The following is a 16,608-nucleotide window of genomic DNA, read 5'->3' as shown; positions in this document are numbered from 1 at the left end:
CTCCGCTGCGGTGCGCCCCCGCTGCCTACGGTCATCGCATGACCAGCAACCTGGGCATCGCCTGCGCCCGCTACGCCGCCCTCACGCGCTCCCGCCCCGCCGATGACCCCGCGCTCACGGCAGCTCGTGCCGGTATGGCCGCTGAGCGGCTACGCGCCGCCATCCACGCCAACGCTGCGGTGCTCACCCCCGCCCAGCGCGACGACCTCGCCACCGTCCTACTCGCGGGCGGTGACGCATGACCGGCCACGAGTGCGACGACGAGCAGGCCCTAGCGGTGGCGTTCTCGATCATTGAGCGGTGGCCCGTGGGTCGTGAGGTCCACGCCGATGCGGTGATGCTCAAAATGGGGGCCATCCGCTTCTGCGAGCCCCGCCGCCTAGGGCTGGCGTTCCGTCAGCTCCACGCCGAGGGGATGCTCGTGGCTCTCGGTGCCAGGCGCACCACCAAACCCCACCTACACGGCAGCTACCAGACTGTGTGGCGGCGCGTGAACACCCGTGGAACCTTCTATGAGCCCACGTCGCGGCTACAGCTCTGCCTGGACGGCATGGACGGTGACCAGTGAAGCCGTCGCCGCAGGCCACCCCGTCGCCGCCTCATGTCTGCCCCGACTGCCGGGGGCCATCCATGAATTACAAAGGGACACAGCATCTTTGGCGGTGCCGCCGCTGCGTGAACCGCGTCATTGGTTTGCGGGATCGTGTCCGCCCATGAGCCTGTCCGATGAGCTGGCGCGGCGTCGCGCCGGATACATGCCCCGCGTGGACCTGGCAACGTTCAGCCTGGCCGCTGAGCTACGCGCAGCCACCCCCGAGGACTTCGACCGTGAGCTACACGCGTTCCTCGCTGATCCCGAGGTACCGCCGAACGCCAAGCAGGCGGTGATCGCGGATGTGCTGGCTGTGGCCGGTGAGGTCGATAAGGCCCTCGCCAGGGTGGCGGTGGTGCTGGGGCGGCGCGAGTCGTGGAAAACCACGCTGGCGGCTCGTGAGCGCGCCGAGGTGGACAAGGCCAACGCGGTGCCGCGTCTTGCTGCTGCGGTGGATACAGCCCGTGGGCGGCTCGATGCGGAGCTAGCGCGGGTCACTGCTGTGGCTGCGGCGGTGGGCCTGGACCTGGCGCGCATCGACACCACACCGACCACACGGCGGTGCCCCCTCGATGATCTGCGGCACCACGTCCACGCTGCGGAGGATGCTGTGCGTGCTGCTGGTGGTGAACCGGGGGAGTGGTCGGACCCGACTGTGGGTGTGTTCGAGCTGGCGGCGACGGATGCGGCGTGGGCGTCGCGGTTCCCTGCGGTGCTGCGTGGCAGGACGCGTGTGTGGGTCGGGCCTAGCGGCACATTGCCGGAGATCGCGGCATGGCTCGCTGCGGAGGCACCCCGCTAGGTCACGGCTCGGTCACAACTAGCGCCCGTGGTGGGCTGTTTTTGGGGGATCGCCCGCTGCCGCATTGGGCACGCGTTGGGCACGCGCTGTGTGTGGAAAGTAAAAAACCCCCTGTTACCAGGGGGTTTAGTGGTGCGCGATACTGGGATTGAACCAGTGACCTCTTCCGTGTCAGGGAAGCGCTCTCCCACTGAGCTAATCGCGCGGGAACCTCTGAGAAGAGGTGGAGACGGGAATCGAACCCGTGTGCACGGCTTTGCAGGCCGTTGCCTCACCACTCGGCCACTCCACCGTAGGGGGTCAAGCCCAACCTCTTGAGCGGATGACGGGATTCGAACCCGCGACCCTCACCTTGGCAAGGTGATGCGCTACCAGCTGCGCTACATCCGCACGCTCCGCTGCTCCCGGTTCCTTGCGGTCCCGATTGCCGGTGCGGTTGAGAACATTAGCGGATGTGTGGCTGAGTGACAAATCCGGGGCGGAGGACTTGCGTGTCGTTCGCTGCTCCGCTGGGAAGACGCCTGGTGAACAGTCGGTTTCGCGGGGGAGTGGCTGCATCGAGGCGGGCCGGGCTCGATAGCGCCATGGCCGCTCGCGGTTGGGGCGCGGGCAGGCTCGATGGCGGCTGGGGCGCCCGTGGTGAAGCGCGGCCGCCCCTAAACGCGATAGAAGCTGCCGAGAATCGGGCATGGCTTCTATCGCGTTTAGCGAGATCCGGTGCTTTTGCCGCCAGGACCGGCCTCACCGGCACGGCCCGCGCCGCCAGGACCGGCCTCTCCGGGAGGCTCCCAATCAGGCACCCCGCCACCCCGCAGCGCCCGCCCCGTGCGCGTGTTTTGCGAACGCGGGGCCCCGTGCTAATGTTCCTCCTCGTTGTCACCCGTGCGTGTGTTCGTGCGAGGCGGATTTCCGGCGTTCGATACAGGCCCGGTAGCCCTCAGGAAACCACGTCACGAGATGGCTCATAAGGTCCCGTAGCTCAGTGGGAGAGCGTTCCGTTCACACCGGAAAGGTCGCTGGTTCGATCCCAGCCGGGACCACACGATCGCTCAGGATCCCTGGACCGCAGTAGCCCCGGATCCGTAGCAAGCACAGGAGCCCCGCACCAGCTAACGGTGCGGGGCTCCTCGCGTGCTGCGCGCACTCGCGCGCGGAGCAGCGGGTCGCGGACTACTTGCCGGTCAGCTTGTCGGTGACCTCGTTTGCCTTGTCCTTGACGTTCTCCACGCCCTTCTTGACGGTGGATTCGGCCTGGTCGGCCTGGCCTTCGGCCTTGAGGTCCTCGTTGCTGGTGGCCGAGCCCACGGCTTCCTTGGCCTTGCCCGAGAGCTCCTGCGCCTTGTTGCTGATCTTGTCTCCGAGACCCATGGTGCTACCTCCGGGGTTGGTTTCGCTTGGACGCGGGGCCCGTGCGGGGCACGGGCGTTCCGCTGCTTTCCAGTGTCCCCACGAGCGTTGGTCATAGCCACCCGTTTTGCCCGGAAGCCGCGCCTTGCCGCGATGATCCTTGTTCGCTGGGGGAGAAACCCATCCGTCGGGCCCATTGTTACGAACCCATGGCGTGATGAGGCATCCGCGCGGCAGAATGAAACCATGAGTCATCAGCCCATGCGCGAGGCGGGGGTGCCGCGACAGATCGGTCGAGGGGCGCTGCGTGCTTCACTAGCGCATCCGAAGGAGCCGGGGCAAGGGTTGATGACTGGATGACCCAGGTAAAGGATCCACCGCCCGTGGTGATGTCGCGCCGCCGGTACGTCGCCACTCGGTCAGTGGCGGCAATGCGGGCCGTGCGGGCGCAGTTCAAGCGGCATCCGCTCGTGGCGCTGGCCTATCAGGTGACAGTGGCTATCGTCGGCGCGGTGGTCCTGGTGATCGGCGTGATCGCGATTCCCTACCCGGGACCAGGGTGGTTGATCGTCTTCGCGGGGCTGGGCATCCTTGCCACGGAGTTCCCGTGGGCGCGGCGGATCCTGCATGATGCGCTGGGCCGCTACCGAGCGGTGATGGCCTGGTACAAGCGCCAGCATGGCGTGGTTCGCGTGGCGGGCGCGGCCGGAACGGTCATCCTCACCGTCATGACGCTGTGGCTCCTGGGCGCGATCGGGCTGACGGCTAGCTGGTTCGGGATCGACCACCCCTGGCTCGGCAGTCCCCTCTCCTAGGGAACCGGTACTGTGGTAGAGCCATCGCCGTGATTCACGGTGCCGGCGGATTCCGCGCTCCTGGGGCGACGGCCGCCATGGCTGGAACACATCCGTTGCCGGGCGCCATGCCTGGCGCGGGGCAATACGAGGCCCTGGCGAAGGGCCCCCAAGCACTAGGAGATCCCTGTCGTGAGCGTGCCCGCTGATCGAGATGCCATCGCCCGTGTCCTTGTGCCGGCGGGGACGGCGGCGGGCAAGGCGATCTTCGAGGCTGGATTGCCCACGAAGGGCGCCGAGGGAATCGTCGTGGTGCGGGACTCCGAGGGCGCGCTGCGGGACCTCTCCTGGACGCCCGAGGAGGAGACCGAGGTAGAGGCAGTGCCAGCAGCCTCGGACGAGGGCCGCATGGTCATCCGCCACTCCTGCGCGCATGTGCTGGCGCAGGCGGTGCAGCAGGAGTTCCCCGAGGCGAAGCTTGGCATCGGGCCGCCCATCCGTGATGGCTTCTACTACGACTTCCAGGTGGAGCGTCCCTTCACGCCCGAGGACCTCACCAAGCTCGAGTCCCGGATGCGCAAGATCATCAAGCAATCCCAGCGCTTCTCCCGTCGCGTCGTCGAGTCGCTCGATGACGCGCGCGCCGAGCTCAGTGGCGAGCCATTCAAGCTCGAGCTGATCGACGACAAGTCCGGGATCGATGACCCCGAGGTGATGGAGGTCGGTGGCGCCGAGCTGACGATCTACGACAACCTTGATCCCCGCACCGGCGCGAAGGTATGGGCGGACCTGTGCCGTGGACCGCACATCCCCACCACCAAGCACATCCCGGCGTTCAAGCTGACGCGCAGCTCCGCCGCGTACTGGCGGGGCGACCAGAGCCGCGAGGACCTCCAGCGCGTCTACGGCACCGCCTGGGAGACCCAGGAGGCGCTCGATCAGCACCTCGAGCTGATCGCGGAGGCCGAGCGGCGCGATCATCGCCGCCTGGGCAACGAGCTCGACCTGTTCAGCTTCCCCAGCGAGCTCGGCTCGGGGCTTCCGGTGTTCCATCCGCGCGGCGGCATCATCCGCAAGGAGCTCGAGGACTACTCGCGCAAGCGCCACATCGAGGCGGGCTACGAGTTCGTCTACAGCCCGCACATCACCAAGGGCGATCTGTTCCAGGTCTCGGGCCACCTCGACTGGTACAAGGACGGCATGTTCCCCGCGATGCACATCGACGCGGAGCACGACGAGGACGGCACCCTGCGCAAGCCCGGGCAGGACTACTACCTCAAGCCGATGAACTGCCCGATGCACAACCTGATCTTCCGGCACCGCCACCGCTCCTACCGGGAGCTGCCGCTGCGCCTGTTCGAGTTCGGCTCGGTGTACCGCTACGAGAAGTCCGGGGTGGTGCACGGCCTCACCCGTGTCCGTGGCATGACGCAGGATGACGCGCACATCTACTGCACCAAGGACCAGATGCATGACGAGCTGACGAGCGTGCTGAACTTCGTCCTCGATCTGCTCAAGGATTACGGCCTCGACGACTTCTACCTCGAGCTGTCCACCAAGGATCCCGTCAAGTACGTCGGCTCCGACGAGGCGTGGGAGGAATCCACCCGCACCCTGGAGGAGGTGGCGCAGGCATCCGGCCTCGAGCTGGTTCCCGATCCGGGCGGAGCCGCGTTCTACGGCCCGAAGATCTCGGTGCAGGCAAAGGATGCGCTGGGCCGCACCTGGCAGATGTCGACCATCCAGCTGGACTTCAACCTGCCGGACCGTTTCGATCTCGTCTACACCGCCGCCGATGGCAGCCGCCAGCGGCCCGTGATGATCCACCGTGCGCTGTTCGGCTCCATCGAGCGCTTCTTCGGTGTGCTCACCGAGCACTATGCCGGTGCTTTTCCCGCTTGGCTCGCACCGGTGCAGGTGGTAGGAATCCCGGTGGCTGATGACCATCAGGATCACTTGTTCGCCGTGGTCGATCAGCTCAAGCTGCGGGGGATCCGCGCCGAGGTCGATTCCAGTGACGAGCGGATGCAGAAGAAGATTCGCACCCACACCACGCAGAAGGTGCCGTTCATGCTGCTCGCCGGCGCGCGGGATGTCGAGGCGGGCGCAGTGAGCTTCCGCTTCCATGACGGCACCCAGGTCAATGGCGTTCCCGTCGCCGAGGCGGTGAATGCCATAGCGAGCTGGGTGGGCGAGCGGATCAATGCCGCCCCGAGCGCCGAGGCGATCCGCGAGCGGCAGGGCGCCTGAGTGCTGCGCGACGATGAACGAGCCATGACCGATACGGGGGTGGGGGATCCTGACCATCTGGACCGGATCTGGACTCCTCACCGCATGGCCTACATCGCCGAGGCCACCGGACCGACCCAGGACGAGGGGTGCCCGCTCTGCGCGATCCCTCGCAAGTCCGACGAGGACGGCCTGGTCATCGCCCGCGGGAGCAGCGTGTACGCGGTGCTCAACCTCTTTCCCTACAATCCCGGTCATCTGATGGTCGTGCCGTACCGCCACGTCGCTGACCTGACCGATCTCGATCCCGACGAGGCGGGCGAGCTCACCGAGTTCACCCAGATCGCGCTACGCACCATCCGGGAGGTCTCCCGTCCGCAGGGGTTCAATGTTGGCCTCAATCTTGGCAGCGCGGCGGGCGGCTCGTTGTCGGCGCACCTGCATCAGCATCTAGTGCCACGCTGGGTCGGCGACGCGAACTTCATCACCGTCACCGCGAGCACCAAGGTCTTGCCGCAACTGCTGGGGCAGACCCGGGCGTTGCTGGCCGAGGCCTGGGCCGCCACCGGATAGGCGCGGCCGGAGCGACGCCCGGGGCGCGCATCATCCCGCCCCGGGCCCGTGCACCGTATAGGCTCGGCGGCAGGAAACCTCACGGAAACAGGGAACAGGCAATCATGCTCAGTGTGTTCGGCAGGCCCTCGGTATCGAAGGTCACCGCCCCCATCGGGCGGGCCCTCATCCGGGCAGGTTTGAGCCCGGATGCGGTCACCATCGCGGGAACCGCGCTGAGCGTCGCGGCCGCGATCGTCCTGTTCGGCCGCGACCAGTTGTTCTGGGGCGCGATCATCATCTCACTGTTCGTCCTGCTCGATCTCGTCGATGGTGCCATGGCTCGCGCGCGGGGCGGCGGCACCGCGTTCGGCGCGGTGCTCGACGCGACCGGTGACCGGATAGCTGACGGGGCGATCTTTGGCTCGCTCGCATGGTGGGCCGCTTATCACGCGGAATCACCCACGCTGGTGATCGCGACGCTGATCTGCCTGGTCGCCTCCCAGGTCGTCTCGTACGCGAAGGCGCGGGCCGAGGCGAGCGGGCTGCGCGCCGACGGGGGCCTCGTGGAGCGCTCCGACCGCTTGGTCATCGTCCTGCTCGGTGCGGGGTTCACCGGCATCGGTGTGGGTTTCGCCATCCATCTCGCGATGTGGGTGCTCGTCGTGGGCAGCATCATCACCGTCGTCCAGCGAGTGCTCGCGGTCCGGCGCTCGCCGGGCGCGACCACCGTTGTGCCGTTCACCGATGGAGGGGATGCCACGTGACGTTCTCCGAGACAGCCTCCGACCTCGCCTATGCCTCCGGGTGGCGGCTCGTCCGCTCGATGCCCGGCGTGGTCGCGAGTGGACTGTTCAACGCGGGAGCTGACTACGCGAACCGCAACGGCGGGCCGGTCCAGCTGCGCCGCAACCTCGCTCGCGTCATGGGCGTCCACCCGATCGCCGTGCCCGACGTCCTGATGCGGGCCGCCATGCGCTCGTACGCGCGGTACTGGCAGGAGGCTTTCCGCCTGCCATCGATGGACCTTGCCGAGACCGCGCGGGCGATCGATGCCAGCGTGATGGGGCGCGAGCACCTCGAGGCGGCCCTCGCGCGGGGCAAGGGAGTGGTCGCGGCGCTGCCGCACAGCGGCAACTGGGACCTCGCTGGAGTATGGCTGGCGCAGAACCATGGCAGGTTCACCACCGTCGCCGAGCGGCTCAAGCCCGAGTCACTGTTCGAGCGTTTCGTGGCGTTCCGCGAATCCCTCGGCTTCGAGATCGTTCCCGCTACCGGTGGGGAGGTTCCGCCCACCCAGGTGCTCCGGGAGCGCCTCGCCGACGGCGGGATCGTGTGCCTGCTGGCCGACCGGGATCTCACGTCCGGCGGCATCCCGGTCGACTTCTTCGGCCAGCGCACCAGTTTTCCCGCCGGGCCTGCCCGCCTCGCTGCGGAGACCGGGGCAGCGCTCCTTCCCGCGCACTGCTGGTTCACCGCTGACGGCTGGGGCTTCAAGGTGGAGCCCGAGATCGATATGGCAGCTGGGCTCGCGGGGGCGACCCAGCAGCTCGCGGACGTGTTCTCGCTGAACATCGTGCGGCACCCCGCGGACTGGCACATGCTGCAGCCGCTGTGGTGGGAGGACCTCTCGGCAGCGCGCCTCGAGCGAATGGGAGTGGCCCACTGATGCGGATCGGCATGGTTTGCCCCTACTCGTTCGACGTCTCCGGTGGCGTGCAGGCGCACGTGGTGGAGCTCGCCGGCGTGCTCATCGAGATGGGCCACGAAGTGAGCGTCCTCGCGCCCGCCACGCCGGGCACGGATCTGCCGCCGTACGTGGTGTCGGCGGGCCGTGCCGTGCCGATCCCGTACAACGGTTCCGTCGCGCGATTGCGCTTCGGCCCGGTCACCTACCAGCGCGTGCGCAAATGGCTGCAGGACGGCCAGTTCGACGTTGTGCATCTCCACGAGCCCAACGCGCCGAGCCTGTCCATGCTCGCGCTCAGCCTCGCTGAGGTTCCCGTGGTGGCGACATTCCACACCTCCACGACGAAGTCCTTGATGCTGAGCACCGTGCAGCCAGTGCTGCAGCCCCTGCTCGAGAAGATCAATGGCAAGATCGCCGTCTCCGAGCTGGCCAGGCGATGGCAGATCGAATCGCTTGGCTCCGATGCGGTAGAGATCCCCAACGGGGTGCGGGTCGGTTTCTTCGCCACCGCGCAGCCGTTCGAGGGCTATCCGCGCCCCGGAAAGACCTTGCTGTTCCTCGGCCGTTACGACGAGCCCCGCAAGGGCATGTCGGTCCTGGTCTCCGCGCTGCCATCCGTCCTGGAGCACCACCCCGATCTCGAGGTCCTCGTTGTCGGCCGCGGCGACGAGGACGCGCTGCGCGACGAGCTCGGCCCACTGGCCAGCCATTTCCGGTTCCTCGGCCAGGTCAGTGATGAGGAGAAGGCATCAGCGCTGCGCAGCGCTGACGTGTACTGCGCCCCGAACCTTGGCGGCGAGAGCTTCGGAATCGTGCTCGTCGAGGCGATGGCGGCAGGCACCCCCGTGGTGGCGAGCGAGCTTGATGCGTTCCGGCGCGTCCTGCGCGACGGCCGTGCGGGATGCCTCACCAAGCTCGATGATGGCGACAGCCTCGCGCGCGGCATCGACCGCGTGCTCACTGACCGCGAGTACCGGGACGAGCTTGTCGCGGAGGCTAGCGTCGCGGTCCTGCACTATGACTGGAGCGTGGTCTCGCGGCAGGTGCTGCGCGTGTACGAGGCCGTGGCCGACACGGGGTCGCCCGTCCCGCGGTCGCTGGCGCGGAAGAGCTAAGGGGGCGCTGTGCTGCCAATCTGGGTGTTGCTACTCGTTCTCGCGCTGGCCATCATGGTCGTGCTGCTCGTGGCATGGTTGCTGTCCACCGCCAATCGGCTCGACCGGCTCCACATCCGGTATGACAAGGCATGGCAGTCGCTCGACGCCTCGCTGGCGCGGCGCGCCGTGGTGGCCCGGGCGATCGCCCAGGCGCTCGAGGAACCACGCATAGCCCGTCTCGCTGACCGTGCGGAACGCGCCGACCGGGGTGACCGCGAGGATGCGGAGAACCAGCTCTCCGCAGCATTGTCCCAGGTCGCGATGGAGGAACTCGCCTCCCCACTAGCTGCTGAGCTTGCCGATGCAGAGGCCCGCGTGATGATCGCGCGCCGCTTCCACAACGATGCTGTCGGCGACACGCGCGCATTGCGGCATCGCCGCCCCGTGCGCTGGCTCGGTCTTGCCGGGACGGCTCCGCAGCCACGGTTCTTCGAGATCATCGAGCGTGAATTCGTGCAGCCAGTGGAGCACCTGCGCGCCACCGTGGCACGCGGCGTCATCCCCGAGCATGCCCCGGCCAGGGCCGCGACCGATAGTGCCAGGGAGCCAATGGGGGAGCCAGCCGCGGCGCCGCGGCGGGAATCAGGGCGGGTATTGCTGCTCGATGGCGAGGGAAGCGTGCTGCTCGTGCGGGGAACCGACCCCGAGGACCCGGGGCAAGCATTCTGGTTCACCCCGGGCGGGGGAGTCGAGGACGACGAGGACGTTCGCGAGGCCGCGCGCCGCGAGGTGGCCGAGGAGACTGGCCGGATCATCACCGACGACGAACTGATCGGCCCGGTCTGGGATCGCACCGAGGAGTTCACGTTCAACGGCTCGGCGATGCGCAGCGAGGAGAGGATCTTCGTGTGCCTGACCGGCCGGTTCGAGCCCGTGCCCACGGGGCTCACCGAGCTGGAATCGCGGATGGTGCTGGGTTTCCGCTGGTGCGATGCCGCGGCTATCCGTGAGCTGTGCGCGCAGGGGGAGCAGGTCTATCCGCGAGAGCTCGCCGGGCTGCTCGTGGAGGCCGAGGGCGTGGCCTCCGGACGGGTGCCCGTGCCGCCGTTGCGCTCCATCACGTAGTAGCGGCCGGGTCCGGCTTCGCGCAACGGGCGCCGCCCTCCTAGGATGGTGTGGTTAACAGACCACCCCCTGATGGCCTTATGTGCAGGAGTGACTTTCGTGAGCGCATCCCCTTCCAGTCCCACTAACTCCGCCGAGCATGCGACCGGCACCGCGCGCGTCAAGCGCGGCATGGCGGAAATGCTCAAGGGCGGGGTGATCATGGATGTCGTCACCCCCGACCAGGCGAAGATCGCCGAGGACGCCGGTGCCGTCGCGGTCATGGCCCTCGAGCGGGTGCCTGCCGACATCCGCGCGCAGGGCGGCGTGGTGCGCATGAGCGATCCCGACATGATCCAGGGCATCATCGACGCCGTGTCGATCCCGGTCATGGCGAAGGCACGCATCGGGCATTTCGTGGAGGCCCAGATCCTGCAGAGCCTCGGCGTTGACTACATCGACGAGTCCGAGGTGCTTACCCCGGCCGATTACGCCAACCACATCGACAAGTGGCAGTTCACCGTGCCTTTCGTGTGCGGTGCGACCAACCTCGGCGAGGCGCTGCGGCGCATCACTGAGGGCGCGGCGATGATCCGGTCGAAGGGCGAGGCCGGCACCGGGGACGTATCCAACGCCACCACCCACATGCGCGAGATCGGGGGCGCGATCCGGCGCCTGGGCGCGCTGAGCAAGGATGAGCTGTTCGTGGCGGCCAAGGAGCTGCAGGCGCCGTACGAGCTGGTCGCGGAGGTCGCGCGGACGGGCAAGCTGCCGGTGGTGATGTTCACCGCGGGTGGGATCGCGACCCCGGCGGACGCGGCGATGATGATGCAGCTCGGCGCGGAGGGCGTATTCGTTGGCTCGGGGATCTTCAAGTCTGGCGATCCAGTGAAGCGCGCAGCGGCTATCGTGAAGGCCACCACCTACTTCGACGACCCGGACATGCTGGCGTCGGTGTCGCGGGGCCTCGGCGAGGCGATGGTCGGCATCAACGTCGATGATGTGCCGGTCAGCCACCGGCTCGCCCAGCGCGGCTGGTGACGCGGTACCACTGAGCACGATCGAACAGGAAAGGGCACCATGGCCACGATCGAGGAAGTCCTGGATGTCGAGCAGATCGAGAAGGACATCTTCCGCGGCGAGCCGGTGGAGACGCTGCTGCATCGGACTTTCGGTGGCCAGGTGGCCTGCCAGTCGCTGATCGCGGCGGTGCGCACTGTCGATCCGGAGTTCCGGGTGCACTCGATGCACGCCTACTTCCTGCGCCCGGGCAAGCCCAAGATGCCCACTGTGTACCTCGTGGACCGGATCCGCGAGGGGCGCTCGTTCTGCACCCGGCGCATCCAGGCCGTGCAGGACGGCGAGGCTATCTTCGTCATGTCGGCGTCCTTCCACGTGGGGGATCCGGGCATCGAGCACAGCGACGTGGTGCCGCCGGTGCCGAAGGCCGAGGAATTGCCCGATCCCGCGGACGTGCCGGAGCTGAAGGATCGCTGGGAGCTCAAGGAATGGTCCAACTGGGACCTGCGCATCGTGCCGCCGGACCAGACCGAGCTGCACCCGAGGCTCGCGTCGCAGCAACGTGTGTGGATGCGCTACCGCGGAGAGATCGCGGACGATCCCACCGCGCACGTGTGCGCGCTGGCCTACATGAGCGACATGCTGCTGCTCGGCTCGTCGCTCGGGCCGCACCCCAAGGAGCGCTCGCGGGTGCAGCTCGCGTCGCTCGACCATGCCATGTGGTTCATGCAGCCATTCCGGGCCGACGAGTGGTTGCTGTATGACCAGACCTCTCCCTATGCCGGCCATGGACGTGCGCTGACGCAGGGGCGCATCTGGGACGCGGAGGGCAGGCTCGTGGCTGCCGTGGTGCAGGAGGGGCTCACCCGGCTGCCGCGGGACTAACGGGCTCGCTGGTCGGCTGCCCGGCGACTGTTTCGACATTCGCCGGGCAACGACCTACTCTGTCGCGAGTGGAATCCCGACTCGTCATAGGTGTCCTGTCGCTGCAGGGCGATGTCCGCGAGCACATGCATGCGCTCGAAGCAGTGGGGGCCGAGCCGGTGCGGGTACGCCGCGCCACGGAGATCGACGCTGTCGATGGACTGGTCATCCCCGGTGGCGAGTCGACGACGATGAGCCGGCTGCTCACGGTGTTCGAGTTGTTCGATCCCTTGCGAGCTGCCCTGGCCGACGGGCTTCCCGCGTACGGCTCGTGCGCAGGGATGATCATGCTCGCCTCCACGGTGCTCGATACCCGTCCGGATGCGGTCAGCCTCGGAGCGCTCGACATCACCGTGCGGCGCAACGCGTTTGGCCGACAGGTGGATTCCTTCGAGGAGGATCTCGCGATGGACGGCATCGAGGGCGACCCATTGCGGGCGGTGTTCATCCGGGCCCCCTGGGTCGAGGAATGCGGACCTGGCGTCGAGGTGCTCGCCACCGTGCAGACCGGACCGGCCGCGGGGCGGGTCGTCGCGGTCCGCCAGGGACCAGTGATGGCGACATCGTTCCATCCCGAGGTGACGGGTGATCGTCGCGTGCATGGCCTGTTCGTCGACAGCGTGCGGAACAAAGCGGGCGGACAGGGGTAACATTCCCCACGCCATCCAAGGCCTCGTAGTGAACGATTGGTGACGTCGGAAGGAACCGGACCATATGAGCGGCCACTCCAAATGGGCCACCACCAAGCACAAGAAGGCTGCCATCGACGCCAAGCGTGGCAAGCTCTTCGCCAAGCTGGTCAAGAACGTCGAGGTGGCGGCACGTACCGGCGGCGGTGACCCCTCGGGCAACCCCACTCTCTACGACGCCATCCAGAAGGCCAAGAAGGCCTCGGTGCCCAATGACAACATCGAGCGGGCGCGCAAGCGGGGCTCCGGCGAGGAAGCCGGCGGCGCCGACTGGCAGACCATCATGTACGAGGGCTACGGGCCCAATGGCGTGGCGCTGCTGATCGAGTGCCTCACGGACAATCGCAATCGCGCTGCCGGCGAGGTTCGTACCGCGATGAGCCGCAACGGTGGAAACATGGCCGACGCTGGCTCGGTGGCCTACATGTTCTCCCGCAAGGGCGTGATAGTGCTGGAGAAGAACGGGCTCTCCGAGGACGACATCCTGCTCGCGGTGCTCGAGGCGGGCGCCGAGGAGGTCAATGATCTTGGCGAGAGCTTCGAGATCGTCTCCGAGCCCACCGATCTCGTGGCGGTGCGCAGCGCGCTGCAGGAGGCCGGCATCGACTACGACTCGGCCGAGCCGAGCTTCCAGCCGTCGATGAGCGTCCCCGTCGATGCCGACACCGCGCGCAAGGTGCTGCGGCTCATCGATGCCCTCGAGGATTGCGATGATGTGCAGAACGTCTACTCGAACATCGACATCTCCGATGAGGTGCTCGCGCAGCTCGACGAATGACGATCTCGCTCGATCGGTCGCCGCGACTCGCCCGGTGCTCGCGGGCGACCGCGAGGGGGCATATCCACTACACTATCGAACAACTGTTCGCATGGGGTGGAGGTGCGCGTGAGAGTAATGGGCGTTGACCCGGGGCTCACCCGGTGCGGTCTCGGCATCGTTGATTCGGGCACGGGGCGAAGCGTCGCCGCCGTGGCCGTCGACGTGGTGCGCACGCCCCCGGATCTCGAGCTGTCCGCGCGCCTGCTCCGCATCGCCACGGCCGCCGAGGAGTGGATGGATAAGCACCGGCCCGATGTCGTTGCCATCGAGCGAGTGTTCTCCCAGCAGAACGTTCGCTCGGTGATGGGTACCGCGCAGGCTGGTGGAGTGGTCGCCCTCGCCGCCGCGAGGCGCGGGATTCCCGTTTCGTTCCACACCCCGAGCCAGGTCAAGTCCGCGGTGACTGGTGACGGGTCCGCGGGCAAGGAGCAGGTCACCGCGATGGTGACGCGCATCCTCAAGATGGCCGAGGCGCCCCGCCCCGCGGATGCCGCCGATGCGCTCGCGCTCGCGATCTGCCACTGCTGGCGGGCGCCGATGCTCGATCGCATGGCCGAGGCAGAGGCTGCCGCGCAGGTCGCGCGGCGCAAGTACACCGCGCGGCTCGCGGCTGTCCGGCGGGCACAGGCGGCGGAGGCCAGAAAGGCTGAGGCAGGCAAGGTGGCAGCAGGGAAGGCCACGACCCGGACTGCCCCGCGTGGACAGGCGACGAGGAGCACGAAGGATGACCGCGGCACTGGCCGCCAGTCGATCGAGGGGCAGGCATCATGATCGCAGCGGTACGCGGACCAGTACTGCACATCGGTCTCGATCATGCCGTGGTCGAGGCCGCGGGAGTGGGCTACAAGATCCATGCCACGCCAGGCACCCTCGCGGGATTGCATCGGGGGAACGAGGCTCTCCTGCTCACCACGATGGTGGTGCGGGAGGATTCCATGACGCTCTACGGATTCTCCAGCGATGAGTCGCGCGAGCTTTTTGCCCTCCTGCAGACCGTGACGGGCGTGGGCCCCCGGCTCGCCATGGCGGTGCTCGCGGTGCTCGAGCCGAACGCGCTGCGCCTCGCGCTGGCCAATGGCGACACCAAGGCACTGATGCGGGTACCCGGGGTGGGCAAGCGTGTCGCCGATCGCCTCATCGTGGACCTGCGGGACAAGGTGAGCGCGGCCGACGGGATGACCGGGGATGCTGGGGGAGCGACCAATGGGAGCGCACCGGCAGCCACGGTCGCCGACACCGTGATCGAAGCGCTCACCGGGCTGGGCTTCACTGCCGCGCAGGCCGAGCAGGCCACGGCCGGCGCGCTCGAGCTCGAGCCCGCTGCCACATCCTCGGTATTGCTGCGCTCCGCGCTCGCCAGCCTGGGTGGCCCGCGATGACCAACCAGGAGCAGTCCATGTCGCCGAGCCTCGTCGATGGCGACGGTGACCTCGAGGGCAGCCTGCGCCCCAAGAACCTCTTCGACTTCATCGGCCAGCCGCGCGTGCGGGAGCAGCTCGAGCTCGTCCTCTCCGGCGCCAAGCAGCGCGGCGCGGCACCCGATCACATCCTGCTCTCCGGCCCGCCCGGCCTCGGCAAGACCAGCCTCGCGATGATCATCGCTGCCGAGATGGGCACAGCGCTGCGCCTGACCTCCGGCCCTGCGCTGGAACGGGCTGGCGACCTCGCCGCGATGCTCAGCAACCTCGTCGAGGGCGATGTCCTGTTCATCGACGAGATCCACCGCATCTCCCGTCCCGCGGAGGAGATGCTGTACCTCGCGATGGAGGACTTCCGCGTAGATGTCGTCGTGGGCAAGGGCCCCGGCGCCACCTCCATCCCGCTCGAGGTCTCGCCCTTCACCCTGGTCGGTGCCACGACACGCTCGGGCGCGCTCACTGGTCCGCTGCGTGACCGGTTCGGTTTCACCGCGCACATGGACTTCTACGAGCCCGCTGAGCTGCAGCGCATCCTCATGCGCTCCGCTCGCATCCTGGGCGTGGAGCTCCGGAACGATGCGAGCCACGAGATCGCGCGGCGGTCCCGCGGCACGCCACGCATCGCGAACCGCCTGCTGCGCCGGGTGCGCGACTACGCCGAGGTCCGTTCCGACGGCGTGGTGACCATGGACATCGCCAGCGCCGCCCTTCGCGTATACGACGTCGACGAGCTCGGGCTCGACCGTCTCGACCGGGCGGTGCTGCAGTCGCTCGTGCGGAGCTTCAACGGTGGCCCCGTGGGCGCCGCCACCCTCGCGGTCGCGGTGGGCGAGGAGCCAGCGACGGTGGAGGAGGTCTGCGAGCCCTACCTGGTGCGAGCAGGCATGCTGGCGCGCACGCCACGCGGTCGCATCGCCACCGCCGCGGCCTGGGAGCACCTGGGTCTCGTGCCGCCCGCGGATACCGTGGCGAGCGGCATCGCGGTCCGCGCGCGCGAGCCCCAGGACGACGAATACACGTTCTAGACGGCCCGCTGCGCCTGCTGGGCGGGCCCCGGCGGCGCGGGCAACTCGGCAACCCGCGCCAGGGATGGCACACTGGTGTACCGGTCGGCATTCTGTGACCGGCCCGCCCCACACGCGCACATCGAACAACGAGGAATCACGCCCCGATGGAACTGCTCCTGCCCCTGCTCATCCTGCTCCTGCTCGTACCGATGTTCCTCTCGGTGCGCCGCCAGAAGAAGGAGATGGATCGCCAAGCAGCATTGCAGGACTCGCTCTCCGTCGGCGATCGCATCATGACCACCTCCGGCCTGTACGGCACCATCAGGGCCGTCGAGGACACCACCGTGGAGCTCGAGATCGCCCCCGGAGTCGTTGCCACCTGGATGCGCCTCGCGATCCGTGACGTGGTCCGCGACGACATCGAGGAGGACGGCGAGCTCGACGACCGCGATGGTGGCGGCACGGATGCGTACGGCCGCGACAGCGGAGTCCAGTAGAGTCAGCCCTCGTGACTGGCGGTCGC

At 68.0% G+C, this 16,608-nt stretch carries 19 protein-coding genes and 4 tRNA genes; 19 read left to right on the top strand and 4 right to left on the bottom strand.

Features of this window, described 5'->3' with window-relative positions; all coding sequences use genetic code 11:
* Nucleotides 1-38: 38 nt before the first annotated feature.
* The 3 genes from FXO18_RS04665 (at nucleotide 39) to FXO18_RS04655 (ending at nucleotide 1,394) form a co-directional block, all read left to right on the top strand.
* Nucleotides 39-242, top strand: a complete 204-nt coding sequence (locus FXO18_RS04665; protein ID WP_149359849.1) for a hypothetical protein — start codon at nucleotides 39-41, stop codon at nucleotides 240-242.
* Nucleotides 239-568: a hypothetical protein gene (locus FXO18_RS04660; RefSeq protein ID WP_149359848.1), complete on the top strand. Its 330-nt coding sequence runs from the start codon at nucleotides 239-241 to the stop codon at nucleotides 566-568. The genes FXO18_RS04665 and FXO18_RS04660 overlap by 4 nt, the downstream gene beginning before the upstream one ends.
* 145 nt (nucleotides 569-713) lie before the next feature.
* Complete coding sequence (locus FXO18_RS04655) at nucleotides 714-1,394, top strand: hypothetical protein (RefSeq protein ID WP_149359847.1); 681 nt, start codon at nucleotides 714-716, stop codon at nucleotides 1,392-1,394.
* Nucleotides 1,395-1,524: 130 nt separating this feature from the next.
* Here FXO18_RS04655 and FXO18_RS04650 read toward each other — a convergent pair.
* The 3 genes from FXO18_RS04650 to FXO18_RS04640 all read right to left on the bottom strand — a co-directional run bounded on the left by FXO18_RS04650 (nucleotide 1,525) and on the right by FXO18_RS04640 (nucleotide 1,784).
* Nucleotides 1,525-1,599: transfer RNA gene (locus tag FXO18_RS04650), tRNA-Val, on the bottom strand.
* Between the two features lie 16 nt (nucleotides 1,600-1,615).
* A tRNA-Cys gene (locus FXO18_RS04645) sits at nucleotides 1,616-1,686 on the bottom strand.
* A 25-nt stretch (nucleotides 1,687-1,711) separates the two neighbouring features.
* Nucleotides 1,712-1,784: transfer RNA gene (locus FXO18_RS04640), tRNA-Gly, on the bottom strand.
* A 578-nt stretch (nucleotides 1,785-2,362) separates the two neighbouring features.
* On the opposite strand from FXO18_RS04640, the gene FXO18_RS04635 reads away from it, so the two are divergent.
* A tRNA-Val gene (locus FXO18_RS04635) sits at nucleotides 2,363-2,434 on the top strand.
* Nucleotides 2,435-2,564: 130 nt separating this feature from the next.
* Here FXO18_RS04635 and FXO18_RS04630 read toward each other — a convergent pair.
* Nucleotides 2,565-2,762 carry a CsbD family protein gene (locus FXO18_RS04630; RefSeq protein WP_149359846.1) on the bottom strand — a complete coding sequence of 66 codons (198 nt, stop codon included), beginning with the start codon at nucleotides 2,760-2,762 and terminating at the stop codon, nucleotides 2,565-2,567.
* Nucleotides 2,763-3,130: 368 nt separating this feature from the next.
* Here FXO18_RS04630 and FXO18_RS04625 point away from each other — a divergent pair, with 368 nt between their 5' ends.
* The 15 genes from FXO18_RS04625 (at nucleotide 3,131) to yajC (ending at nucleotide 16,582) form a co-directional block, all read left to right on the top strand.
* On the top strand, nucleotides 3,131-3,556 hold the full coding sequence (locus tag FXO18_RS04625; protein WP_407936435.1) for a TIGR02611 family protein: 426 nt from the start codon (nucleotides 3,131-3,133) through the stop codon (nucleotides 3,554-3,556).
* Nucleotides 3,557-3,727: 171 nt separating this feature from the next.
* Nucleotides 3,728-5,785, top strand: a complete 2,058-nt coding sequence (thrS, locus tag FXO18_RS04620) for a threonine--tRNA ligase (protein WP_149359845.1) — start codon at nucleotides 3,728-3,730, stop codon at nucleotides 5,783-5,785.
* 3 nt (nucleotides 5,786-5,788) lie between these two features.
* Entirely contained in the window at nucleotides 5,789-6,337 is a 549-nt protein-coding gene (locus FXO18_RS04615) for an HIT family protein (RefSeq protein ID WP_407936434.1), read from the top strand.
* Nucleotides 6,338-6,441: 104 nt separating this feature from the next.
* Nucleotides 6,442-7,083, top strand: a complete 642-nt coding sequence (gene pgsA, locus FXO18_RS04610) for a phosphatidylinositol phosphate synthase (RefSeq protein ID WP_149359843.1) — start codon at nucleotides 6,442-6,444, stop codon at nucleotides 7,081-7,083.
* Nucleotides 7,080-7,985, top strand: a complete 906-nt coding sequence (locus FXO18_RS04605) for a phosphatidylinositol mannoside acyltransferase (RefSeq protein ID WP_149359842.1) — start codon at nucleotides 7,080-7,082, stop codon at nucleotides 7,983-7,985. Before pgsA ends, FXO18_RS04605 begins: the two co-directional genes overlap by 4 nt.
* Nucleotides 7,985-9,121 carry a glycosyltransferase family 4 protein gene (locus FXO18_RS04600; RefSeq protein WP_149359841.1) on the top strand — a complete coding sequence of 379 codons (1,137 nt, stop codon included), beginning with the start codon at nucleotides 7,985-7,987 and terminating at the stop codon, nucleotides 9,119-9,121. The genes FXO18_RS04605 and FXO18_RS04600 overlap by 1 nt, the downstream gene beginning before the upstream one ends.
* 54 nt (nucleotides 9,122-9,175) lie before the next feature.
* Entirely contained in the window at nucleotides 9,176-10,228 is a 1,053-nt protein-coding gene (locus FXO18_RS04595) for an NUDIX hydrolase (protein WP_149360111.1), read from the top strand.
* 99 nt (nucleotides 10,229-10,327) lie between these two features.
* Entirely contained in the window at nucleotides 10,328-11,248 is a 921-nt protein-coding gene (pdxS, locus tag FXO18_RS04590; RefSeq protein WP_149359840.1) for a pyridoxal 5'-phosphate synthase lyase subunit PdxS, read from the top strand.
* Nucleotides 11,249-11,287: 39 nt separating this feature from the next.
* A complete protein-coding gene (locus FXO18_RS04585; protein WP_149359839.1) occupies nucleotides 11,288-12,112 on the top strand; it encodes an acyl-CoA thioesterase in 825 nt (274 codons plus the stop codon).
* Between the two features lie 68 nt (nucleotides 12,113-12,180).
* Nucleotides 12,181-12,801 carry a pyridoxal 5'-phosphate synthase glutaminase subunit PdxT gene (pdxT, locus tag FXO18_RS04580; protein WP_149359838.1) on the top strand — a complete coding sequence of 207 codons (621 nt, stop codon included), beginning with the start codon at nucleotides 12,181-12,183 and terminating at the stop codon, nucleotides 12,799-12,801.
* Between the two features lie 64 nt (nucleotides 12,802-12,865).
* Complete coding sequence (locus tag FXO18_RS04575) at nucleotides 12,866-13,618, top strand: YebC/PmpR family DNA-binding transcriptional regulator (protein WP_149359837.1); 753 nt, start codon at nucleotides 12,866-12,868, stop codon at nucleotides 13,616-13,618.
* Nucleotides 13,619-13,726: 108 nt separating this feature from the next.
* Complete coding sequence (gene ruvC / locus FXO18_RS04570) at nucleotides 13,727-14,431, top strand: crossover junction endodeoxyribonuclease RuvC (protein WP_149359836.1); 705 nt, start codon at nucleotides 13,727-13,729, stop codon at nucleotides 14,429-14,431.
* The gene (ruvA, locus tag FXO18_RS04565) at nucleotides 14,428-15,039 is read left to right on the top strand and encodes a Holliday junction branch migration protein RuvA (RefSeq protein ID WP_149359835.1); all 612 of its coding nucleotides are present in this window, start codon (nucleotides 14,428-14,430) and stop codon (nucleotides 15,037-15,039) included. Before ruvC ends, ruvA begins: the two co-directional genes overlap by 4 nt.
* A complete protein-coding gene (gene ruvB / locus FXO18_RS04560; protein WP_149359834.1) occupies nucleotides 15,036-16,103 on the top strand; it encodes a Holliday junction branch migration DNA helicase RuvB in 1,068 nt (355 codons plus the stop codon). The genes ruvA and ruvB overlap by 4 nt, the downstream gene beginning before the upstream one ends.
* Nucleotides 16,104-16,249: 146 nt before the next feature.
* Nucleotides 16,250-16,582, top strand: coding sequence for a preprotein translocase subunit YajC (gene yajC / locus FXO18_RS04555; RefSeq protein WP_149359833.1), 333 nt, complete (start codon nucleotides 16,250-16,252; stop codon nucleotides 16,580-16,582).
* The last annotated feature ends 26 nt before the right edge of the window (nucleotides 16,583-16,608 follow it).

It is taken from the genome of Lolliginicoccus suaedae (assembly GCF_008312885.1).
GTDB classification, from domain to species: Bacteria; Actinomycetota; Actinomycetes; order Mycobacteriales; family Mycobacteriaceae; genus Lolliginicoccus; species Lolliginicoccus suaedae.
Note: the sequence above shows the minus strand (reverse complement) of the source record. Positions and strands in the feature narration are given on the sequence as shown.

Bases quoted from the DNA above. Each gene is read 5' to 3' on its own strand.
- FXO18_RS04630 (WP_149359846.1), bottom strand. From the start codon at position 2,762: ATGGGTCTCGGAGACAAGATCAGCAACAAGGCGCAGGAGCTCTCGGGC.
- pgsA (WP_149359843.1), top strand. From the start codon at position 6,442: ATGCTCAGTGTGTTCGGCAGGCCCTCGGTATCGAAGGTCACCGCCCCC.
- FXO18_RS04655 (WP_149359847.1), top strand. From the start codon at position 714: ATGAGCCTGTCCGATGAGCTGGCGCGGCGTCGCGCCGGATACATGCCC.
- FXO18_RS04665 (WP_149359849.1), top strand. From the start codon at position 39: ATGACCAGCAACCTGGGCATCGCCTGCGCCCGCTACGCCGCCCTCACG.
- FXO18_RS04595 (WP_149360111.1), top strand. From the start codon at position 9,176: ATGGTCGTGCTGCTCGTGGCATGGTTGCTGTCCACCGCCAATCGGCTC.
- FXO18_RS04660 (WP_149359848.1), top strand. From the start codon at position 239: ATGACCGGCCACGAGTGCGACGACGAGCAGGCCCTAGCGGTGGCGTTC.
- ruvB (WP_149359834.1), top strand. From the start codon at position 15,036: ATGACCAACCAGGAGCAGTCCATGTCGCCGAGCCTCGTCGATGGCGAC.
- FXO18_RS04575 (WP_149359837.1), top strand. From the start codon at position 12,866: ATGAGCGGCCACTCCAAATGGGCCACCACCAAGCACAAGAAGGCTGCC.
- yajC (WP_149359833.1), top strand. From the start codon at position 16,250: ATGGAACTGCTCCTGCCCCTGCTCATCCTGCTCCTGCTCGTACCGATG.
- FXO18_RS04625 (WP_407936435.1), top strand. From the start codon at position 3,131: ATGTCGCGCCGCCGGTACGTCGCCACTCGGTCAGTGGCGGCAATGCGG.
- FXO18_RS04585 (WP_149359839.1), top strand. From the start codon at position 11,288: ATGGCCACGATCGAGGAAGTCCTGGATGTCGAGCAGATCGAGAAGGAC.
- ruvA (WP_149359835.1), top strand. From the start codon at position 14,428: ATGATCGCAGCGGTACGCGGACCAGTACTGCACATCGGTCTCGATCAT.
- FXO18_RS04600 (WP_149359841.1), top strand. From the start codon at position 7,985: ATGCGGATCGGCATGGTTTGCCCCTACTCGTTCGACGTCTCCGGTGGC.